Below are 18,671 nucleotides of genomic sequence, written 5' to 3'. Positions count from 1 at the left end.
AAGGAGGAGCAGGTGATACTGACGGATTACCTTAAAAGTGAGCAGGATATTACCTGGGCGTTTGCAAAGCAGTGCGGAATAAAGCATGGAGTGATCCGGCTGCCGGAGGAAAAGGAGTTTGATGTATGCAGCCGGTCACACTGGCAGGCCATCCATAAAAAATTTATGGATTACGGCATTCGGCCCATTGTTGTAGAGCCCCTGCCAAACCAGCTCCATGACCATATTAAGGCAGGGGACGAAAAGAGAGATGAATGTATTGAAAAGGTAATAAGGATGCTGCCTATCATGGACAGTCTGGATATCCGCACCATATGCTTTAATTTTATGGCGTATGTGGGCTGGTGCAGAACAGACGCCGGGATCAGGGAAAGAGGCGGCGCTTTGGTGACGGGCTTTCGTCTGGATGAGTATCAGGAGGATAAAGGCTCCATTACGGAAGCACAGCTGTGGGAGAATTATACTTATTTTATCAAGGCGGTAATGCCCTATGCCAGGCGGTATGGGATTCGGTTTGCACTGCATCCCGATGATCCTCCCATTCCCAGGCTGGGCAATGTATCCAGAATCATGATCAGCTATGAAAATATAAAAAAGGCCGTTGCCATAGAAAACAGCGATTATCTGGGAATTACCATGTGCCAGGCATGCTACCGGCTGATGGGAGAGGACCTGGGGAAGGTGGTCTCTGAAATGAGGGATAAAATCTTTTTTATACATTTTAGAAATGTTACAGGGAATAAATATGATTTCCATGAGACCTTTCACGACAACGGAGATATTGATATGGCGGAAATGATCCGGCTGTATGGAAGCTGTCCCGGGAATGTGCCCATACGGGTGGACCATGTGCCCGCTATGGAGGGGGAAGCTGAAAACACCGGTTATACGGCTGTTGGGAGGCTTTATGCCATCGGCTACTTAAGGGGGCTTATGGAAGGAGCAGGATATGGGGAATGAGGGAAACAGGAAGGAAAGGGATATGAGCTATAAAGAATACGGATATTTTGCCCATGACGGCAGGGAATATGTAATTACAGAAAGGAAAACGCCGCGTCATTGGTACAATTATTACTTTAACGATACTTACATTTCCTTTGCCTCACAGGTCGGGTTTGGAGAAGGGTTTTGTCAGGATGAGCTTGGAAACCGCATCAGGCTTATCACGGACAGATGCCTGTATCTGGTAAATCAGGAGACGGGCGCCTTTCATACCGCCAACGGCCTGCCAGTGCAGAAGGAATATGACAGCTATGTCTGTCATCATGGTCTGGGATATTCACAAATCTGCTGTGAAAAGGCCGGTATTGCCAGCGAGTACACGATTTTTGTGCCGAAGGAGGGCAATTTTGAGCAGTGGATCGTAAAGCTTACAAACAAAAACCGGGAGAGGGCATCCCTTGGCGTCATCGCATATGCGGCAAACGCCCTGGACGGAAATTACAGTCCTCAGGGCTATAACAGCCTGTCCGCCGGCTATGACGAAGGGCTGCAGGCCCTATGCGCCCAGACGCTGACACAGTTTCATTCTCAAAATCCTCATATTTCTTATGGTTATATGATAACCGACAGCAGTGTCAGCGGCTTTGACGCCCGCCATAACGCTTTTATCGGCATGTATGGAAGCAAGCTGCAGCCGGAGGCCCTGGTAAATGGAAGGGGATGTACAAATGCTGCAAATTGTGCGGAAAAATGCTGTTTTGCGCTGGAGGTATCCTGCAGCCTGGAGCCGGGCGAAAGTAAAACCATCTGCTTTCAGATAGGTTATGCCGACAACAAGGAGGAGATATGGCAGGCCCGGGCCTGTCTGGCTTGGGGCATGCCGCAAAAGCTGCTGGAGGAGGTAAAGAGACAGCGGCTTTCGGAAATAGATCAAGTGGCCGTCAAAACGCCCGATGAAATGCTGAATAATGCGTTCAATGGGTTTTATAAATACGCCGCAGATATGGGCTCCCGGTGGGCCCGGGTGAGGCATAACGGATACCGGGACATATGCAGTGACACGGAATGCCTGGGCGCTGTGAATCCAAAGCTTGCCTGGGAAAGGTATAAGCGCATACTCTCCTACCAGTATTCCGACGGTTATGCCCCACGCACCTTTCTGGACGGCAGCATCAGGCCCAATCAGTTTGCGGACAACGCAGTGTGGATTGTTTTTACGGGCTATGCTTTAATCATGGAGCTGGGAGAGGTTTCTCTCCTGGCGGAATCGGTAAGATTTAATGACAAAACCGTCTCCTCGGTATTTGAGCATATACATCGGGCCGTGCAGTATCTGTATGATTTTCAGGGCCTTCATGGACTTATTAAAATCTGGGGCGGCGACTGGCAGGATGGAATGAACCGGGCCGGGCTGGAGGGAAAGGGCGTCAGCGTCTGGCTGTCCATCGCCTGGTACCGGGCCAACAAGATGTTTATGGAGCTTGCCAGGCTGTGCGGGAGGACTGACCTTGCAGAAAAGCATGGGGAAATGGGGGAGACCATGCGGCGGCGCATTGAGGAGTACGGCTACGACGGAAAATATTATATTGCAGCCATCAATGACAAAGGGGAGAAAATTGGTTCTAAGGACTGTGAGGAGGGAAAGATGTATCTGCTTCCCCAGCTTTGGGCTGTGCTGGCCGGAATCGCTCCCAGGGAAAAGCTCGCGGAACTCATGCAGGAGGTGGATGATTATCTGGAGACACCTCTGGGAACCTTGACCAACAGGCCGGGCTATACAAAATATGATCCCAATATCGGCAATCTGACCTCTCAGCCTGTGGGTACCCTGATTAATGCAGGGGTTTATCTGCATCCCATGGCATGGAAGCTGGCGGTTGAGGGAATTATGAAGCGGCCCCAAAGGCTGCAGATGACTCTGGAAAAAATACTCCCCTGGAATCATCATTATGCCGTCACTTATGGAGAACCTTATATTTTGTACAATTTTTATCATGGACCGGAAACTGGATACCGGGAGGGAACGCCGGGGCAGAGCTGGAGGACGGGCTCGACGCAATGGGTGGTGAAAGCGCTGATTCACAGCTGCTTCGGATTGCAGCCCCGGCTGGAAGGACTTGCCCTGGACCCCTGTCTGCCGCCGGACTGGAGGGAATGTGAGATCAAAAAACAATTTCGGGAGTGCCGGTATACCATCCGGTATCACCAAGAGAAGGATGCGGACTGTGGTATCCGGCGGATTCTGGTGGATGGAAGGGAGATTGCGGGCGTGCTGCTGCCCTATGAGAAGGGCCGCGCATATGTGGTGGATGTATATATGGGAGGAGGACATGAATAAGGAAATTCATATTTACAGCAGTAAAAAGGAAAAAAATCTGACACATTTCTGGAGCGGAATGGTGTTTCATCCCACAGACGCCATAGAGGATGACTGGGGACAGCGTATTCTGGACAGAATCAGCGTTGACAAAGCTGTCAGATGCGTGCGGATTTATGCCATGCTGGAGGATATTGTAACAGTAGGCCAGGATGGGAAGCTGCGGTACGATTTTACGCTCAATGACCTGAGGCTGGATTATCTTTTGTCGAAGGGCTTTGACATTATGCTGTCATATGCCTTTATTCCGCCCTGGCTTGCAGCGGACACCCATAAGACCAGCTCGGTGGCAAAGGGAAAGACCCGCTATAAGGGTAAGGTAATCGTCGCATCCTATCCAGGAGATTATGACAGGTGGGAAGAAATATGCCGTAACTATACAGAGCATATTGTAGAGCGCTATGGGGAGGAGATTGTCGCCGGGTGGAGGCTGCAATGCTATAACGAACCGAATCTGGAATGGTTTTTTATGAATGGGGAAAAGGACGTAAAAAGGCGGTGCCAGGAATACTGCAGACTATATGATGGATTTGAAGCGGGAGTGACGGCGGTGAGCTCTAAGCTGAAAATCGGCGGACCGGCCCTGGCGGAGGAGGAGGCATATTGCCAGTTTTTGAAGCAGTTTTTAAGGTATGCGGCAGAAGAAAATAAAAAGCTGGATTTTATAAGCTTTCACACCTATGGGACAACACCCGAGGAGCTGAATGACGGCTCAAAACCGCTGAATATACGCAACTCTCTGGAGACCATAAACAATATAATGGAGGCTGTCAGGCAGGAGGGCTTTGGCCATCTGCCTGTCATCTGCGATGAATGGGGGGCGGCCTCTGCGGGATTTTATAACATGGAGGAGTGCCCGGCGCTCTGGTTTCGGGAAACGGAAGTGTTTTCCGCATACTTTGTAAAGCTGCTTACCTTATATGATGAGCTGAAGCTGCCCCTGGAAAAAATGATGATCTGCCTGTCGGGACAGCACGAAATGACAGAGGATTTTTCCGGTTTCCGCAATTTTTTTACGCTGCATTTTTACCCAAAGCCCATATACAATGCCCATGTGCTCAGCGCAAGGCTGGGAGAGTATAAGCTGTGCTGTGAGGGAGAGAAGCCGGAGCACGTGTCTGTAATGCCCACGCTGCATGAGGATGGCCATATAAGCATTTTATTGGGGTATGCAGACGATAAATTTGAACGGGAGCTTGCGGAAATAAAGCTGACGCTTGTGATGGATGATATTGCAGGCTCATATGATGTAAAGCTGTACAGGATTGACGGAAAGCATTCCAACGCGTACTACCGATACTGCCTGCTTGGAAAGCCCAGCCATCCCACCCGGCGGCAGCAGGAGGAAATCCAGGAAGCCGCCCGCTGCAGGCCCGAGGATTGGGGGATAATTTCGCCGGAAGATACAAAAATTACATTTACCATGACCAATAACTCTGTTACACTTGTGGAACTGCTGCGAAAATAGCGCTTGACAATCTCTTCGTTTATGATATAGTCTAAATGCGAATGAATTGCAACTGCATTTAGATGAAAGGACGGAGTATATGCTGCATATTATAGAGCACACTGTGTTAGACAGCCTCAAGCTGGTGCCGTTTTTATTTTTAACCTACCTGGCCATGGAATACCTGGAGCATAGAGCCGGTGCCAAGACCGAGAAGCTGGTGGGAAAGGCCGGAAAATTCGGCCCCCTGATCGGAGGGCTTCTGGGGGCGGTGCCCCAATGCGGCTTTTCCGCAGCGGCTTCGGGACTTTACGCGGGAAGAGTGATCTCCCTGGGGACTCTTTTGGCCATTTACCTTTCCACCTCCGATGAAATGCTTCCTATTTTGATTTCGGAGAAACAGCCTTTAAGTCTCATTCTTACCATTTTGCTTGCCAAAATCGCAATCGGTGCGGCAGCAGGATTTCTGATCGACCTTTTCCTTTCTCGGAAAAAGGGGGAGGAGCACCACCATATCCATGAGATCTGTGAGCATGAGCACTGCCACTGTGAGAAGGGCATCCTTCGCTCGGCGGTAAGCCATACGCTGCAGATCACCTTTTTCATTTTGCTGATTACCTTTGCCCTGAATCTGATTCTTCATTTTGTGGGAGAGGACGCCCTGGCAAATCTGATTTTAAACCGTCCCATTCTGGGGCCTGTGCTGGCGGGAGCTGTGGGCTTGATTCCCAACTGCGCGGCCTCTGTGGCCATCACACAGCTTTATCTAAGCGGCGCCATGAGCGCGGGAGCCATGATGGCGGGCCTCTTGTCCGGAGCGGGAACCGGGCTTTTGGTACTGTTTCGGGTCAACCATGACAAAAAGGAGAATTTGAAAATTCTCGGTCTTTTATATGCTATTGGCGTTTTGGCGGGAATTGTGATAGAATGTGTGATATAGAGGATTTCACATTTGAAGGAAGGGAAGAGTATGAGCAGGAAAGGGCCTCAATCACAGGAGTGTGGGAGCATTGTCTATCCCCCGGGAATTAAATGGACAAAGCAGCGCAGGTGCGTGTATCAGGTTCTCCTTGAGGCAAAGGAGCCTTTAAGCGCCGTTCAGATTTATAACCGTGTGGAAAAGGACGAGTCGGACGGATCCTTTGCAGTGTCTACCATTTACCGTATTCTGGCTGCCTTTGAGGAAAAGGGAATGGTAAACAAGACAAACTGGATGGGGGACGGTACCCTGGTGTATGAGCTGAACCGTGGAGAACACACCCATTATGCGGTGTGCCTTGACTGCCATAAAAGGATACAGCTGCCAAGCTGTCCCTTTGCCCATGTACAGTTAGAACAGGAGACAGGAGATTTCACGGTTACCGGGCACAAGCTTGAGCTGTACGGCTACTGCAGCCAGTGCCAAAAGGCCCGGGAGAAGAAAAATGTTTAAAATTTAGAACAATAGAAAAAAATTGAAAAAAATGCTTGCATTTGGGAAAACAATATAATATAATAATTCTTGCGTTGTGAAACAATTATCACAGATGCGCTGCTAGCTCAGTTGGTAGAGCACCTGACTCTTAATCAGGGTGTCCAGGGTTCGAGCCCCTGGCGGCGCACTAAAGGTTCTAAGACTTGCCAGAATGCAGGTTTTGGGACTTTTTTATTTGCAAAAAGGACAACAGCATAAAAAATCAGTTTTTCTCATTATACAATTATTGAAATCTCCGCACAATTTCACAGTGTTGAAAAAAGTAATTGACAGGATAAAAGGAAATTGCTATGATAAACATACAAAGAAGGTGCTGCCGATAGACGGTCAGCCTAAGTAAGAGTTATAAAAAAATAACCGCAGACCTTGGCCAGAGGGGCGGTTATTTTTTTGTTATCTTGTAAACAAGAGTAACAATAGCTGCGAGCATTATCACAAAATCGAATAAATCCGAATATGTAATCATAACTATCACCCTCCTTTCTTGCGTCTGGAGGGCTTGCACCCTCCGAAAAAGAGGGCTAACCGCCTACCGTGTATGGCAACACCATAGGAACAATATAGCAGAGAAAAAGACACATGGCAAGACTGTTTTTATGACGAAAGCAGACAAATGCTGATAACTCTTAATCAGGGTGTCCAGGGTTCGAGCCCCTGGCGGCGCACTAAAGGTTCTAAGACTTGCCAGAATGCAGGTTTTGGGACTTTTTTTATATGTAAAAATTTTTTGAACCACAGGAGGAGACAAATGACAGGAGTAGCAGTGATTGGCTGTGGGAAAATCGCACAGACCAGACATATACCTGAATATGCGGCGAATCTCAAGGCGGAAATTAAAGGGTTTTACGATTTGAACAGGGAACGGGCAAAACAGCTGGCTCAAAGGTATGGAGGAAAGGCTTATGCCTCTGTGGAAGAGCTTCTTTCAGATGACGGTGTGGAGGCTGTGAGCGTATGTACCGCCAATCATACCCATGCCTCTATTTCCATTCAGGCCCTTAAGGCGGGCAGACATGTGCTGTGCGAGAAACCTATGGCCACAACCCTGGAGGAATGTGAGGAAATGACGGCCTGGGCACAAAAAAGCGCAAAAAAGCTGATGATCGGGCAGAATCAGCGTCTGGCAAAGGCCCATGTGAGGGCAAAGGAGCTGCTGGCACAGGGAATGATCGGAAAGGTGATTTCCTTTCGGACGGCCTTTGCCCATGGGGGACCTGAGAAATGGAGCATCGCCCCCGGAAAGAACAGCTGGTTTTTTGATAAAAAAAGCGCTGCTATGGGGGTTATGGCGGATTTGGGCGTGCACAAGACGGATCTGATTCAGTATCTTTTGGGAAGCCGGGTGGCAGAGACCACCGCAAGGCTGGCTACCTTGGACAAGTGCTATGAGGATGGAAGCCTGATCGACGTGGATGACAATGCCTTCTGTATTTACAAGATGTCTGACGGAGTGATGGGAACCATGCGGGCGTCCTGGACCTGTTACGGGGAAGAGGAAAACCACACGGTTCTCTATGGTACGGAAGGAATCATGAAGATTTATGAAGACCCGGCATATGCCATCGTGGTGGCAAAGCCAAATGGGGAACGCATTTGCTATGACATTGAAAAAATACAGACCAATGACCGCCAGACGTCATCCGGTGTAATCGACGCCTTTTTGGAGGCCATTGAGACTGATACAACCCCTGTCATTGATGGAAACAGTGTGCTTTGGGCTATGAAGGCGGTTTTTGCCTCCATACGCTCCAGTGAGCAGGGAAAGACCATCGAAGTGGTTTGACAAATGGGTGGTCGAGAAAGAGAGGAACACTAAAACCATGGACAGCTATCAGGAGATCAATAAAAAAACAATAGATAGATGGATTGAGGAGGGATGGGAATGGGGGACGCCGATTTCACATGAAGTATATGAGGATGCAAGAAAGGGCAAGTGGGGTGTGCTGCTGACGCCAACCCGTAATGTCCCCCATGAGTGGCTGGGTGAATTGAAGGGTAAAAAAATTCTTGGACTTGCTTCGGGCGGTGGGCAGCAAATGCCTGTTTTTAGTGCCTTAGGTGCGGAATGCACTGTGTTGGATTATTCCCCAAAGCAGATTGAATCAGAATTATATGTAGCTGAAAGGGAAAGATATCAAATTCATGCGATTGAAGGGGATATGACAAAAACGCTTCCCTTTGAAGAGGAAACCTTCGATATTATTTTTCATCCTGTTTCAAATTGTTACATAAAAGACGTACAGCATGTTTTTAACGAAGCGTACAGGGTTCTGAAGAAGGGCGGAATTTTCTTGGCCGGTTTGTGCAATGAAATAAATTACATGGTAGACGAAGAGGAAAAAGAAATCATATGGAAAATGCCCTTTGACCCTTCCGTAGATGACAGAGCGAAACAATACATGATAAAATTGGACTGCGGCATGCAATTTTCCCATAGCCTTGAGGAACAGATCGGCGGACAGCTAAAGGCCGGTTTTACGCTGCTGGATTTGTATGAAGATACCAATGGAGAGGGCAGACTCCATGAATTGAATATTAAAACCTATATTGCAACAAAAGCGATAAAACGATAAGGCGTGCATTTCTGATACAGTCAAGAGGGCACGGGCGGACAAACCGCCTGCGCCCTCAATCCATCAGGGATATCCGTATTTTTCACCTTATTGGGGAGCAGAAAGAAACATTTCCTTTACGGTGTCGTAAGCAAGCTTTGGCCTGCGGTACTCGTCCACCACGCCCTTATTGTTATGGCAGCGGGCTCTGGTGGAAAACCAGCCCCCCTCTTCCGTTACACGGCAGTCTGCAAACTGCCAGATGAATACGCCGGTGATGGCCTGGTGGTTCATATAGACCTCCAGGTTTTCCCGGATAATATCCGCCTGGCGCTCCTCGCTCCATTTGCAGTGGGACCGGTCTCTGCACCCATAGATGGCTGCAGCGCCCATCTCGCTGACGATAATGGGCTTTCCGGCCCCGCCGGCTTTTTGAATCCAGTCAATTTCCTGCTCATTGCGCTTTTTGGGATCTACGTCCTCGTACCAGCCGGAATACATGTTAAAGGATACGATATCCGGCAGATCCAGACAGATATCTGTGAAATGTCTGCAGGTGGCGGAGGTGGTGGGACGGGATTGATCCAGGCCTTTGATCTGGGCATATTGCTCTGCATACATTTTGCGCCCTTCCTCTGTCTCGCTGGCGCACTCGTTTAAAATACCCCAGATGACAATGCCGGGATGGTTGTAGTGGTTCTCTATCATCTCCTGGATACAGTCGCGGCACTGTGCCTCAAAATGGGGATTGAGCATTTCTTTCAGGGTGAAGCCTCTGGCATGGTTTTCCTCCCACACAAGGATGCCCCGTTCATCGCACAAATCCAAAAAGCGCTCATCGTTGGGATAATGGCAGGTACGCACAGCATTTACGCCCATATCCTGCATCAGGTCCATATCCTTAACCATCAGCTGCAGGGGGATGGCGCAGCCAAAATCCGCGTAGTCCTCATGGCGGTTAAAGCCCTTCAAAAATACAGGCTCTCCGTTTAAAAGAAGCTTTCCGTCCACTGTCTCCACGGTGCGGAAGCCTACCCGCTCTATCAGATCGTCTACAGGGACGCCGTTTATGGAAAGCACGGCGTTCAGGAAATAAAGCTGTGGGCTCTTGTGGGACCAGGGAAGGACGTTTGGAAACTCCTGGTCAAAAACAAGGGTGGTTTCGCTGTCCGCCTCCAGGGAAACAGCTTCCCTGGTCATCTGCACACTGTCAAGGGATGCGGTCAGATCAAAGGACGCACATTGGGAGGAGAGATTGCGCACTGAAATCTCCACCCGGGCTTTCCAAAGCTGTCCTGCCTTATAGGGGGTGAAATGAATCCCCTTGATATACACATCGTAAATGTTTTCCAGCAGGACGGGTCTGGTAATTCCCCCGTAGGTATAGTAGTCATTGGGGATGTGCAGGGCGGAATGCTCTCCGAAGGAATTGTCCACCAAAACCTTGATTTCGTGCTCGCCCTGCTCCAAATGCGTTACTGTGGTGGAAAAGGGTGTAAAGGCGTTGTAATGATGGGCAATTTTCTTTCCATCCAGCCAGACGTCGCCGGTGTGGCTGACCCCCTTGAATTCCAGGCGGACAGAGCCGGAATGGGCCAAATAAAATTTTCTGGAATAGGATACCCTTCCCCGGAAATTCAAAAAAATCCGGGTGCTGTTCCAGACAGCCGGGAACGGGCATGGAGTATTTTCTGCCCTCCAGATTTTGCTGCCCGGGGATTTGTCTCCCCAAGGATTCCTCCACGGTCACCTCCCACATGCCGTCCAGTTCTTTGACCTGTCTGACTTGGTGCTGTTCAAATAATCTTATCATAATTCCTCCTGCCTCCGCACCTGATGGGTGCGGACTTATATTTTTGGGCTGCCCTTGGCAGACCTTTTTTATTCTGGTCAGGCTTCCACCGAAACCTGTACATCCTGAAAGGAAATGCCCTCCACATCGGTGCACACCATGGAGTGCTTTGCGGTAAGGCTGATCTGCTCCAGGGAAATGTCCTTTAAGGGCTGTTCGGGAAGTCCTATAATCTCAATGCCTGTATCCGCTCCCGCACCGTGTACATTTTTTATGTGAACGGTGCGGAAAATGGGAGGAACGGCGCTCTTTGGCACCACCGTGCTGGAACCGTAGAACATATTGATCTGGATAGCCTGGTGGGAGACATGGTTGATTTCTATGTCATGAAAATCCACGTTTTCCACATAGCCGCCTCTTCCCCGCATGGATTTCAGGCGGATGCCCTGCATGGTGTTCCTTATTTTACAATGATCGGCAGTCACATTTTTTACGCCCCCCGACATACCGCTGCCGATGACAATGGCGCCGTGGCCTCCGGTCATGACACAGTCCCGGATGGAGATATTCTCGCAAGGGCGGTTCACCCGCCAGCCGTCCTCGTTCATGCCGGAGTTGACAGCGATACAGTCGTCTCCGGTCTCAAAACGGCAGCCCTCTATGAGTACATTTCTGCAGGAATCAGGATTCAGACCGTCCGTATTGGGGCCGTGGGTGGAGACGGTTACATTGCGCACAGTCACATCCTCACAGTAGACAGGGTGGATGGTCCACTGGGGGCCGTCCATTATGGTAAAGCCCTCCAAAAGCACATTCCTGCAATTTATGGGCTGAATAAAGGAGGGGCGAAGGGCCGCTTTTTCAGTGCCGTAGATGCGCTCCTCTACGGGAATCCCCCGGCTTTGTGCGTAGCACAGCTCGTCTGCCGCCGCCTGCTGCAGCTTCTTCCAGTGCCACCAAGCCTGGCCGCCGCCTATGAGAGTGCCCTTCCCGGTAATGCTGATGTCAGTGCAGTCCCTGGCATAGATCAGGGGAGAGTAGTTATAGCATTCCATGCCCTCCCAGCGGGTAAATACCACGGGAAGGTAATCTGCAAAGCGCTGGCTGAAACGAAGGGTGGCCCCTTCCTCCAGCTTCAGGTGGATGTTGCTTTTTAAATGAATGGGGCCGGTGGGCCATTCTCCCGCAGGAATCAAAACGGTTCCGCCTCCTGCCTGAGCGCAGGCGTCCACTGCCGCCTGTATGGCGGACTGTCCTTCTTCTAAGTAGCTTCTTGCATCTGTGGTCATTGAAAAATCCTCCTGTCTGATTCTTTTACAAAATCTGCCGTGCGGCCGCCTGCATCGTCCCCCACCTCGTTGTAGGCCTGCTGGTAGTAGTGGTAGGTATCCTGCATAAGGCCCCGCTCCAGCATTTTGGCAAATTTTGTGGATACCATGGTGACAAAGGGCTCTTCGGCTGCCAGCTGGTCCTGGGCCGTAAGAATGGGAGTATAATCCTGCAGGGGCGCTCCCGGTTCTGCAGCCGCCGGATTGTAATGTCCGATCCGGATCAAAAAGCAATGCTCTATGCCAAGAGCCGTCAGGGCCCTTAGGAGAGTGCGAAAGTCCCTTTTGTACTCTTCAGGAGGGGTCTTGTTTTTCCCGTCTGACTCGCCCTGGCACCATACCATAAATTTATGCCTTATGGGAATCTGAGATTTTTCCAGAAAGGAGGCTGCATCCTGCAGGCGCAAAGCAGCGTCCCGGAAAAAAGGGGTTCCCGGAAGCCATTGGGATATGAGGGAGCCTCCCTTGGCGGCAGAGACAGCTACTACGGGAACGCAGGCTTTTTTATAATAAGCGTTTACAAAGGCCGTTACCAGAGAGCCCGTTTTGCGGCCCGGCTCATAAATGCCGTCCGGCCGGTTCTCCCACTGACCGAAGGGCTCGGAGAGGGGATAGAGTCTGGAGGGGTCGGTGACGGCACGAAATTCGTATCCGGCATGGGGCAGACAGGAAGGGGCCTTTTGGGGGAAGCGGGGGGAAGAGACGCCCCGGCCGCCCATATTGGACTGCCCCATGAATAAAAACAAATCTACCTGACGCAAATCCTTTGTTTGATTTTTCAAATGCTTCATGAGAGCCTCCTGTCTTTTTTGATTGTTATTATAGGTTTCATGGGGGGATGGCGCAAGAAACAAATTTTCATCTATAAATTTGTACCGTTTCTATGCAAAAGAGGCTCATGCTATAATGATATCATGCAAGGAATGATTTTGGAAGCGGGAGGAAAGGGTATGGGTACAATGATTCAGGTTTTTAAGAAAAATGCGGTTTTACGGTTCTGGCTTTCCTATATGTTTGTACTGGCGCTGTTCTTTTTTGTGTGTCTGGCAGGCTTTCGAGAGGCGCTTCATATTGTAAGGGACAATGTGATTGAAGAAAATCAAAATCTGCTCCGCCAGGGGATCGGCGAGGCGGACAACAAATTCGGCCGTTTCCGCATCGGCGGTCTAAATTTGGCCACCTCCGCTTCCTTAAAGCAGCTGGGCCGTTTTACGGACCAGCGGGATATGGAATATTATGAAGCAGCTCAAAATGTGCTTCAGGAATATGCGGATACCATCAAATATTATGACACCTATTCTCTGGCGGACATCTTTATTTACGTGGACAGTCTGGATCGGGTGATCTATGACAATGCGGTCTATCACAGGGAAGTGTTCCAGAGATATCCTGACAGCTGGGGCATTGCCATGGAGGAATGGATGGCTTTGTGCCAGGATACAGCTTCCACCCCCTCCTTTTATGTGACGGAAAGCGGGGAGCTGCTCTATCTGTTTCCCTGTATCCGCTCTCCCATTGATGAAAGCAGGCTGGGAACGGTCATTTTCCGTATTGATACGAAAGAGCTGGTCGGCCATATGAATTTTCTGGAAAATTACAGCGGGTACAGTCTGTTCATTCATGAAAATGGTGAAATGCTGTTTGGAATGGATGGACTGGGCCTTGGGGACAGGCTGGTGCAGGAGATGGTCACACAGCCGGGAGTATACTTTTTCGGGGAGGAAATTGTAATTGCCATGGATTCCCAGATGGGGGAGGGCTGTGTCTATACCCTGATTTTATCCACACAGGAGGCTATGGCCAGGCTGTGGGAGCTGCAGAGGTATATTTGCCTTTTACTGGTTCTGGCTGCGGTGGCGGGGACCGCCTTTGCATTCTTTTTTGCAGCCCGCAGCGGGAAGCCCATCAACTCGATCGCCCGTAAGCTTTGGCAGAAGGAAGAAAATTACAGCACGGATTTGAACAGCATCAGCCAATCTATTGATCAGATGATTCAGGAACAGAAGGAGGATCAGGCTGCCCTGCGCCAGACCTTTTTTCACAATCTCCTGAAGGCAGATTTTCTTTCCCGGGCTGAACTGGAATATATGGCAGACCGGGCAGGACTGCAGCTGACGGGCACGGTTTATTGTGCGGCGGCTATCCGGTTGTTTCCGGAAATTGACGCCGACAGCATCGACGGAAGAACGGTGGAGGAAGCAAGGGTGCTGCAGGCTCTGGTTTCCGACAGGCTTAAGCAGGAATATCCCTGGGCCAGCTGGTCTTATAAGAAAAATACGTTGGTGACACTATATATTATAGAAGCAAAAAATCAGGAGACCCTGTGGGAGACGCTGACACAGATTATTCTGTGGCTTAGAAGCGTCTGGAATGCCGATGGATACTGGGGGATAGGCTCACCCTGTAATGATCTGATGTATTTCTGGAAAAGCACGGAGGAGGCGGATGCAGCGCTGGATGCGCAGGAGGACAGTCCGGGCAGGGTGATACGTCTGTACTCTGAAATTCACAGGCAGGATGATTCCTATTATCTTCCTTATTCTATAGAGGAGCGTTTGGTGCAGTCCCTGCGGGCCGGGGATTTTAAAACGGCGGAAAGTGTGCTGCACCTGATACAAACAGAAAACTTCGTGTATCGCAGCCTGGGCCGCAGACAGCTTTTAAAGCTGAATCATGCCCTCTGTGAGATAATTGCGCAGCAGGCCAAGGGCCTTTCGGACAGCGAGGAGCGATTTATCCGTCTGAATGTTCTTTTGATGGAGGAAGGGAAAATTGAGGAGTATTTCAGCGGCCTTGGCAGCCTGTGCAGGGATATCTGCAGCAGTGTGGCCAGCAGAAAAAGCAGGAAGAGAAATGAAAAAATCAAGGAAATACTGCGGTTTGTGGAGGAGAATTACCAGAACCCGGGTATGGGGCTTGGGCTGGTGAGCCAGCAGTTTAAGCTCTCGGAAGGGTATCTCTCTGCATTTTTCAAGGAAGAACTGCAGGTAAATTTTGGGGATTATCTGGAAAACCTGCGTATAGGCCAGGCCTGCAGACTGTTAAAGGAAGGGGAGCTGGTTGCCAATATTGCTGAAAAAACGGGATATAACAGTGTACAGTCCTTCCGAAGGGCTTTTAAGAGAGTGATGGGGGTCAGCCCCAGCGAGTACAGGGGATGACGGGGAACCATTTTTCAACCTTTTTTCCGTTTCAGGGAACCATTTTTCAGGGGAAATGAACCGCCCTGGAACAAAAATGCGTATCTGGGATAATGTATCTTTTCTTCGTCCGGCTTTGGCATCTATAATGCAGTCAGCAAGAAAAAACGCAGGAAAGGAGAGAAAAATGGCAAAACCTTTGAAGGGGAAAGCGGCGTTGAAAGGAATGCCTCAAAAACCGCTTTCCAAGAGAATTCGGAAAAATGCTGCCTATTATGTGATGCTGGCGCCGCTGATGTGCTGTCTTTTGGTATTTTGTTATTTCCCTATGGTGGGAATCTTTTATGCCTTTACGGATTACAGCCCTTTTCGCCAGGATTTCAATCTTGTGGGATTTACAAATTTTGAAAACCTGTTTGCGTCGGCAGGCTTTTGGCAGGCTTTCCGCAATACGCTGGTGATCAGCAGCGTGAGGCTTCTTTTAGTGACCTTCGGCAGTATCGGACTTGCGCTTCTTTTAGATGAAATCCGAAGTGTCTGGTTTAAGAAGCTGACCCAGACGGTGGTTTACATTCCCCACTTTATGTCCTGGGTGGTAGTGGCCTCGGTTTTTACCATGTTCCTGTCGCCGAAAACAGGAATGGTAAACGGTATCCTGCAAGCCCTTGGGCTGGAGTCCATTTATTTTCTGGCGGACAAGGAATGGTGGAGGCCGTGTCTGTATCTGATCTCTATGTGGAAGGAAGTGGGCTGGGGGGCAATTATTTATGTATCTGCTTTGGCGGGAGTGGATATGGAGCAGCACGAGGCTGCCATCATGGACGGAGCAAACCGCATTCAGAGAGTAAGGCATATTACGCTGCCGGCCATCTCGGGCACTATCATGGTGGTATTTATCCTGAATCTGGCTAAGATTCTGAATCTGTTTGATCCAGTGTGGGTGCTGCAGAACGCTATGGTGATCAACGAATCTGATGTAATTGAAACCTATGTGTACAGGCTGGGTATCACCAGCTCCCAGTACGGAATTTCCACGGCGGCGGGGCTGTTTAAATCGGTGATATCTGTGGGATTTGTAATTTTGGGTAATAAGCTGAGCAAAAAAATAACTGGCGAGGAGGTGATTTGATGCGGGAACGATTTTCCTTTCGAAAGGGTCACCGGGCCAGAGCGGTTTTTTTGATCTGTGATTACTTGTTTCTGCTGTTCTTGATTGTGGCTATGCTGATTCCCCTGTGGAAGCTGTTTGTGGATTCTGTGGACCCTTCCAGTGTGGGAACCAGGTTTTGGCCGAAGGAATTCAGCCTTGACGCCTATAAGGTCATATTGAACAACGCGGGAATGTACCGGCCCTTTCTGGTTTCCGTGCTGACTACTGTGGCAGGAACCATCGTGGGACTTGCCGTTACCACCCTGGGAGCGTATGGGCTTAAGCAGAAGGAGCTGCCGGGCCATGCCTTCTTCAGCCGGGCGGTTTTGGTCACCATGATGTTTAACGGCGGTATGATCGCCACTTATCTGACTTACAAAAATCTGGGCTTGATGAATAATCTGATGGCAGTGATTGTGCCGGTTTGTGTGACGGCCTACAATACCATACTGATGCGGAGCTTTTTCGACGGACTTCCCGACGCGCTGTTTGATTCGGCGTCCATCGACGGCTGCAGTCCCTTTGGCTGCTTTTTCAGAATTGCGCTTCCCCTGTCAAAGCCGGCGCTGGCGTCGGTGGGACTGTTTATCGCCGTTGCCATGTGGAATGATTATATGCACTTTATACTGTATATTACAGATCAGGACTGGGTAAATTTCCAGGTAAAAATCAGGGCGCTGATTTTGGAGGAAACCCTTGCGGTGGGAAGCTCCAGCATCACGCTGGGGACGGAAATGCTCAAATCTGCCACAGTGATTGTGGTGATACTGCCGTTTCTGTTTGTGTATCCCTTCCTGCAGAAGTACTTTGTAAAGGGAGTTACGCTGGGAGCGGTAAAGGGATGAATTGGGGATAGAACAAAAAACATTACAACACGAGGAGGATTAAGATGCTTCAAAAATCGAAAAAAGAACTGATGAAAAGAATCGGCGCGGCGGCCCTTGCCCTTTCTGTGATGGGAACTTTGGCGGGCTGCGGTGGAACAGACAGCGGCACAGCAGGCGGCAGCACAGCGGACAGTAAACAGACACAGAGCACAACATCCCAGGAAGGCACATCTGCAGAAGGGTCTGGCAGCGGGCTGGATTATGACAGTATTGAAAAGCCGGAATCTATTTCCTGGTGTTCCCATGATGGACTGCTTCCGGAAAATGGCCAGGAGGAGTGGGATGCGGAATTTGAACGCCTTACGGGAATTAAATTGGAGCACACCTATGTGACGGGCAATGAGTACATTGAAAAAATAGAGCTGGATTATGCAGCAGGCACGGCGCCAGATGTATTTGACCTGTCTGAGGAGCACTTTCCCAAATATGTGGCGGAGGGCGCTCTGGCAGATCTGACGGATTTGGTGAAGGAATCGGGCTTATATGACCTGGTGGATGAGAGCATGTGGGAGCAGTGCTCCTACAATGGAAGAATTTACGGTGTGCCAAGAGAGTTTCCCCAGGCTTGCGGAACCTATGTGAGAAAGGACTGGCTGGACAGACTGGGCATGGAGATACCTGCCACCTACGAGGAATTTATTACAATGCTCACAAGGTTCAGAGATGAAATTGACGAGTGTCTTGTGCCTTATACTGCACCTGGCCTTATGAGCGCCCAGTATATTCCGGATTTCTATCAGGGGGCGGTTCCCGGCATCACCCAGGTGGACGGCGTCTGGGTAGACGGCATGCAGCAGGAAAATATGAAGACGGCCCTTCAGAGAACGCAGGATGCTTATGCGGAGGGGCTTTTGGATATGGAGGTCATCACGAACACCACCGCAACCTGCAGAGACGGCTGGGAGTCGGGAACTACAGGCGCCTTCTGCTACTGGACGGGCAACTGGGGACAGCAGCTTACGGAAAACCTGCAGAGAAATGTCCCTGACGCAGAGGTAGTGTGCATTCCACCCATTGAAGGAAGTGCTTATCTTTATTCCACCCCCTCGGTGCATGTGATTAACGGCAATCTTTCTGAGGAAGAGGCGGCCCAGGTATTCAAATACTTTATTGCATACCAGCACGACGGCGGGGAAGGGCAGGTGTTTTTCGAGTTTGGCGTGGAAGGCGTGCACTGGGAGCAGGATGGGGAAAATGTGAAGATGCTGCCCAGCCTTTCAGACCCCAATACCATTTTAAACAAGGCTTATATACTGCCTTCCTCCCGCCTCACTCCCTTAAATGAGGACAACAAAAACATGAATTATGTGGATGCTTATGTGGATTCCTTAAAGGCCACGGAAAATGCCAAATCCCAGAATTTCCAGCCGGCATCTCCCACCTACACCCTGATTTCGGCAGATTTGATCGTTGCCAGGGACAGCTGCGTGGCGGAGATCGTAACAGGTAATATTTCTGTAGAAGAAGGACTTGCCAATTATGCGGCTGCTGCCGAAGCCTTAAATCTGGATCAGGCTTTGGCAGAGATGAACGGCGAGGGCTGAGAAGAAGCAAAAACCGCAGATAGACATCTGCGGTTTTT

14 protein-coding genes and 1 tRNA gene are annotated in these 18,671 nt (G+C 49.9%); 12 read left to right on the top strand and 3 right to left on the bottom strand.

What is annotated here, in order from left to right; translation table 11 throughout:
- The first annotated feature begins 12 nt into the window (after window positions 1–12).
- The 8 genes from SHK35_RS01625 (at window position 13) to SHK35_RS01590 (ending at window position 8,813) form a co-directional block, all read left to right on the top strand.
- Window positions 13–960: a mannonate dehydratase gene (locus SHK35_RS01625; protein WP_318708231.1), complete on the top strand. Its 948-nt coding sequence runs from the start codon at window positions 13–15 to the stop codon at window positions 958–960.
- Between the two features lie 22 nt (window positions 961–982).
- Window positions 983–3,280 (top strand): GH36-type glycosyl hydrolase domain-containing protein, encoded by a 2,298-nt coding sequence (locus tag SHK35_RS01620; RefSeq protein WP_318708229.1) that lies wholly within the window; start codon window positions 983–985, stop codon window positions 3,278–3,280.
- Window positions 3,273–4,787, top strand: coding sequence for a GH39 family glycosyl hydrolase (locus tag SHK35_RS01615; RefSeq protein WP_318708228.1), 1,515 nt, complete (start codon window positions 3,273–3,275; stop codon window positions 4,785–4,787). The genes SHK35_RS01620 and SHK35_RS01615 overlap by 8 nt, the downstream gene beginning before the upstream one ends.
- Window positions 4,788–4,866: 79 nt before the next feature.
- Window positions 4,867–5,706, top strand: coding sequence for a putative manganese transporter (locus SHK35_RS01610; protein ID WP_318708226.1), 840 nt, complete (start codon window positions 4,867–4,869; stop codon window positions 5,704–5,706).
- 30 nt (window positions 5,707–5,736) lie between these two features.
- Window positions 5,737–6,198, top strand: coding sequence for a Fur family transcriptional regulator (locus SHK35_RS01605; RefSeq protein ID WP_318708225.1), 462 nt, complete (start codon window positions 5,737–5,739; stop codon window positions 6,196–6,198).
- A gap of 96 nt (window positions 6,199–6,294) precedes the next feature.
- Window positions 6,295–6,367 (top strand) — tRNA-Lys (locus SHK35_RS01600).
- A gap of 621 nt (window positions 6,368–6,988) precedes the next feature.
- A complete protein-coding gene (locus SHK35_RS01595) occupies window positions 6,989–8,023 on the top strand; it encodes a Gfo/Idh/MocA family protein (RefSeq protein WP_318708224.1) in 1,035 nt (344 codons plus the stop codon).
- Window positions 8,024–8,060: 37 nt separating this feature from the next.
- The gene (locus SHK35_RS01590) at window positions 8,061–8,813 is read left to right on the top strand and encodes a class I SAM-dependent methyltransferase (protein WP_318708223.1); all 753 of its coding nucleotides are present in this window, start codon (window positions 8,061–8,063) and stop codon (window positions 8,811–8,813) included.
- An 87-nt stretch (window positions 8,814–8,900) separates the two neighbouring features.
- Here SHK35_RS01590 and SHK35_RS01585 read toward each other — a convergent pair whose 3' ends face one another.
- From SHK35_RS01585 to SHK35_RS01575, 3 genes are all read right to left on the bottom strand, one after another.
- The gene (locus tag SHK35_RS01585; protein WP_442867426.1) at window positions 8,901–10,433 is read right to left on the bottom strand and encodes a glycoside hydrolase family 2 protein; all 1,533 of its coding nucleotides are present in this window, start codon (window positions 10,431–10,433) and stop codon (window positions 8,901–8,903) included.
- Window positions 10,434–10,682: 249 nt separating this feature from the next.
- Window positions 10,683–11,873, bottom strand: a complete 1,191-nt coding sequence (locus SHK35_RS01580; RefSeq protein ID WP_318708222.1) for a glycoside hydrolase family 28 protein — start codon at window positions 11,871–11,873, stop codon at window positions 10,683–10,685.
- Window positions 11,870–12,703: a sialate O-acetylesterase gene (locus SHK35_RS01575; RefSeq protein WP_318708221.1), complete on the bottom strand. Its 834-nt coding sequence runs from the start codon at window positions 12,701–12,703 to the stop codon at window positions 11,870–11,872. Before SHK35_RS01575 ends, SHK35_RS01580 begins: the two co-directional genes overlap by 4 nt.
- Before the next feature lie 159 nt (window positions 12,704–12,862).
- Between SHK35_RS01575 and SHK35_RS01570 the strand changes: the two genes are divergently transcribed.
- From SHK35_RS01570 to SHK35_RS01555, 4 genes are all read left to right on the top strand, one after another.
- On the top strand, window positions 12,863–15,073 hold the full coding sequence (locus tag SHK35_RS01570) for a helix-turn-helix domain-containing protein (protein ID WP_318708220.1): 2,211 nt from the start codon (window positions 12,863–12,865) through the stop codon (window positions 15,071–15,073).
- Window positions 15,074–15,239: 166 nt separating this feature from the next.
- Window positions 15,240–16,181 (top strand): ABC transporter permease, encoded by a 942-nt coding sequence (locus tag SHK35_RS01565; protein ID WP_318708219.1) that lies wholly within the window; start codon window positions 15,240–15,242, stop codon window positions 16,179–16,181.
- Window positions 16,181–17,047: a carbohydrate ABC transporter permease gene (locus SHK35_RS01560; RefSeq protein ID WP_318704902.1), complete on the top strand. Its 867-nt coding sequence runs from the start codon at window positions 16,181–16,183 to the stop codon at window positions 17,045–17,047. Before SHK35_RS01565 ends, SHK35_RS01560 begins: the two co-directional genes overlap by 1 nt.
- A gap of 44 nt (window positions 17,048–17,091) precedes the next feature.
- Window positions 17,092–18,633 carry an extracellular solute-binding protein gene (locus SHK35_RS01555; RefSeq protein ID WP_318708218.1) on the top strand — a complete coding sequence of 514 codons (1,542 nt, stop codon included), beginning with the start codon at window positions 17,092–17,094 and terminating at the stop codon, window positions 18,631–18,633.
- Window positions 18,634–18,671 lie beyond the last annotated feature (38 nt).

The organism is Candidatus Acetatifactor stercoripullorum, assembly GCF_944382095.1.
In the GTDB taxonomy this organism is placed as follows: Bacteria; Bacillota; Clostridia; order Lachnospirales; family Lachnospiraceae; genus Acetatifactor; species Acetatifactor stercoripullorum.
The sequence above is the reverse complement of the archived record's forward strand: the minus strand, read 5'-3'. Positions and strand labels throughout refer to the sequence as shown.

Excerpts from the sequence above, each read along its gene's own strand:
- SHK35_RS01620 (WP_318708229.1), top strand. The coding sequence starts at position 983 with ATGAGCTATAAAGAATACGGATATTTTGCCCATGACGGCAGGGAATAT.
- SHK35_RS01615 (WP_318708228.1), top strand. The coding sequence starts at position 3,273 with ATGAATAAGGAAATTCATATTTACAGCAGTAAAAAGGAAAAAAATCTG.
- SHK35_RS01610 (WP_318708226.1), top strand. The coding sequence starts at position 4,867 with ATGCTGCATATTATAGAGCACACTGTGTTAGACAGCCTCAAGCTGGTG.
- SHK35_RS01605 (WP_318708225.1), top strand. The coding sequence starts at position 5,737 with ATGAGCAGGAAAGGGCCTCAATCACAGGAGTGTGGGAGCATTGTCTAT.
- SHK35_RS01595 (WP_318708224.1), top strand. The coding sequence starts at position 6,989 with ATGACAGGAGTAGCAGTGATTGGCTGTGGGAAAATCGCACAGACCAGA.
- SHK35_RS01590 (WP_318708223.1), top strand. The coding sequence starts at position 8,061 with ATGGACAGCTATCAGGAGATCAATAAAAAAACAATAGATAGATGGATT.
- SHK35_RS01580 (WP_318708222.1), bottom strand. The coding sequence starts at position 11,873 with ATGACCACAGATGCAAGAAGCTACTTAGAAGAAGGACAGTCCGCCATA.
- SHK35_RS01575 (WP_318708221.1), bottom strand. The coding sequence starts at position 12,703 with ATGAAGCATTTGAAAAATCAAACAAAGGATTTGCGTCAGGTAGATTTG.
- SHK35_RS01570 (WP_318708220.1), top strand. The coding sequence starts at position 12,863 with ATGGGTACAATGATTCAGGTTTTTAAGAAAAATGCGGTTTTACGGTTC.
- SHK35_RS01565 (WP_318708219.1), top strand. The coding sequence starts at position 15,240 with ATGGCAAAACCTTTGAAGGGGAAAGCGGCGTTGAAAGGAATGCCTCAA.
- SHK35_RS01560 (WP_318704902.1), top strand. The coding sequence starts at position 16,181 with ATGCGGGAACGATTTTCCTTTCGAAAGGGTCACCGGGCCAGAGCGGTT.
- SHK35_RS01555 (WP_318708218.1), top strand. The coding sequence starts at position 17,092 with ATGCTTCAAAAATCGAAAAAAGAACTGATGAAAAGAATCGGCGCGGCG.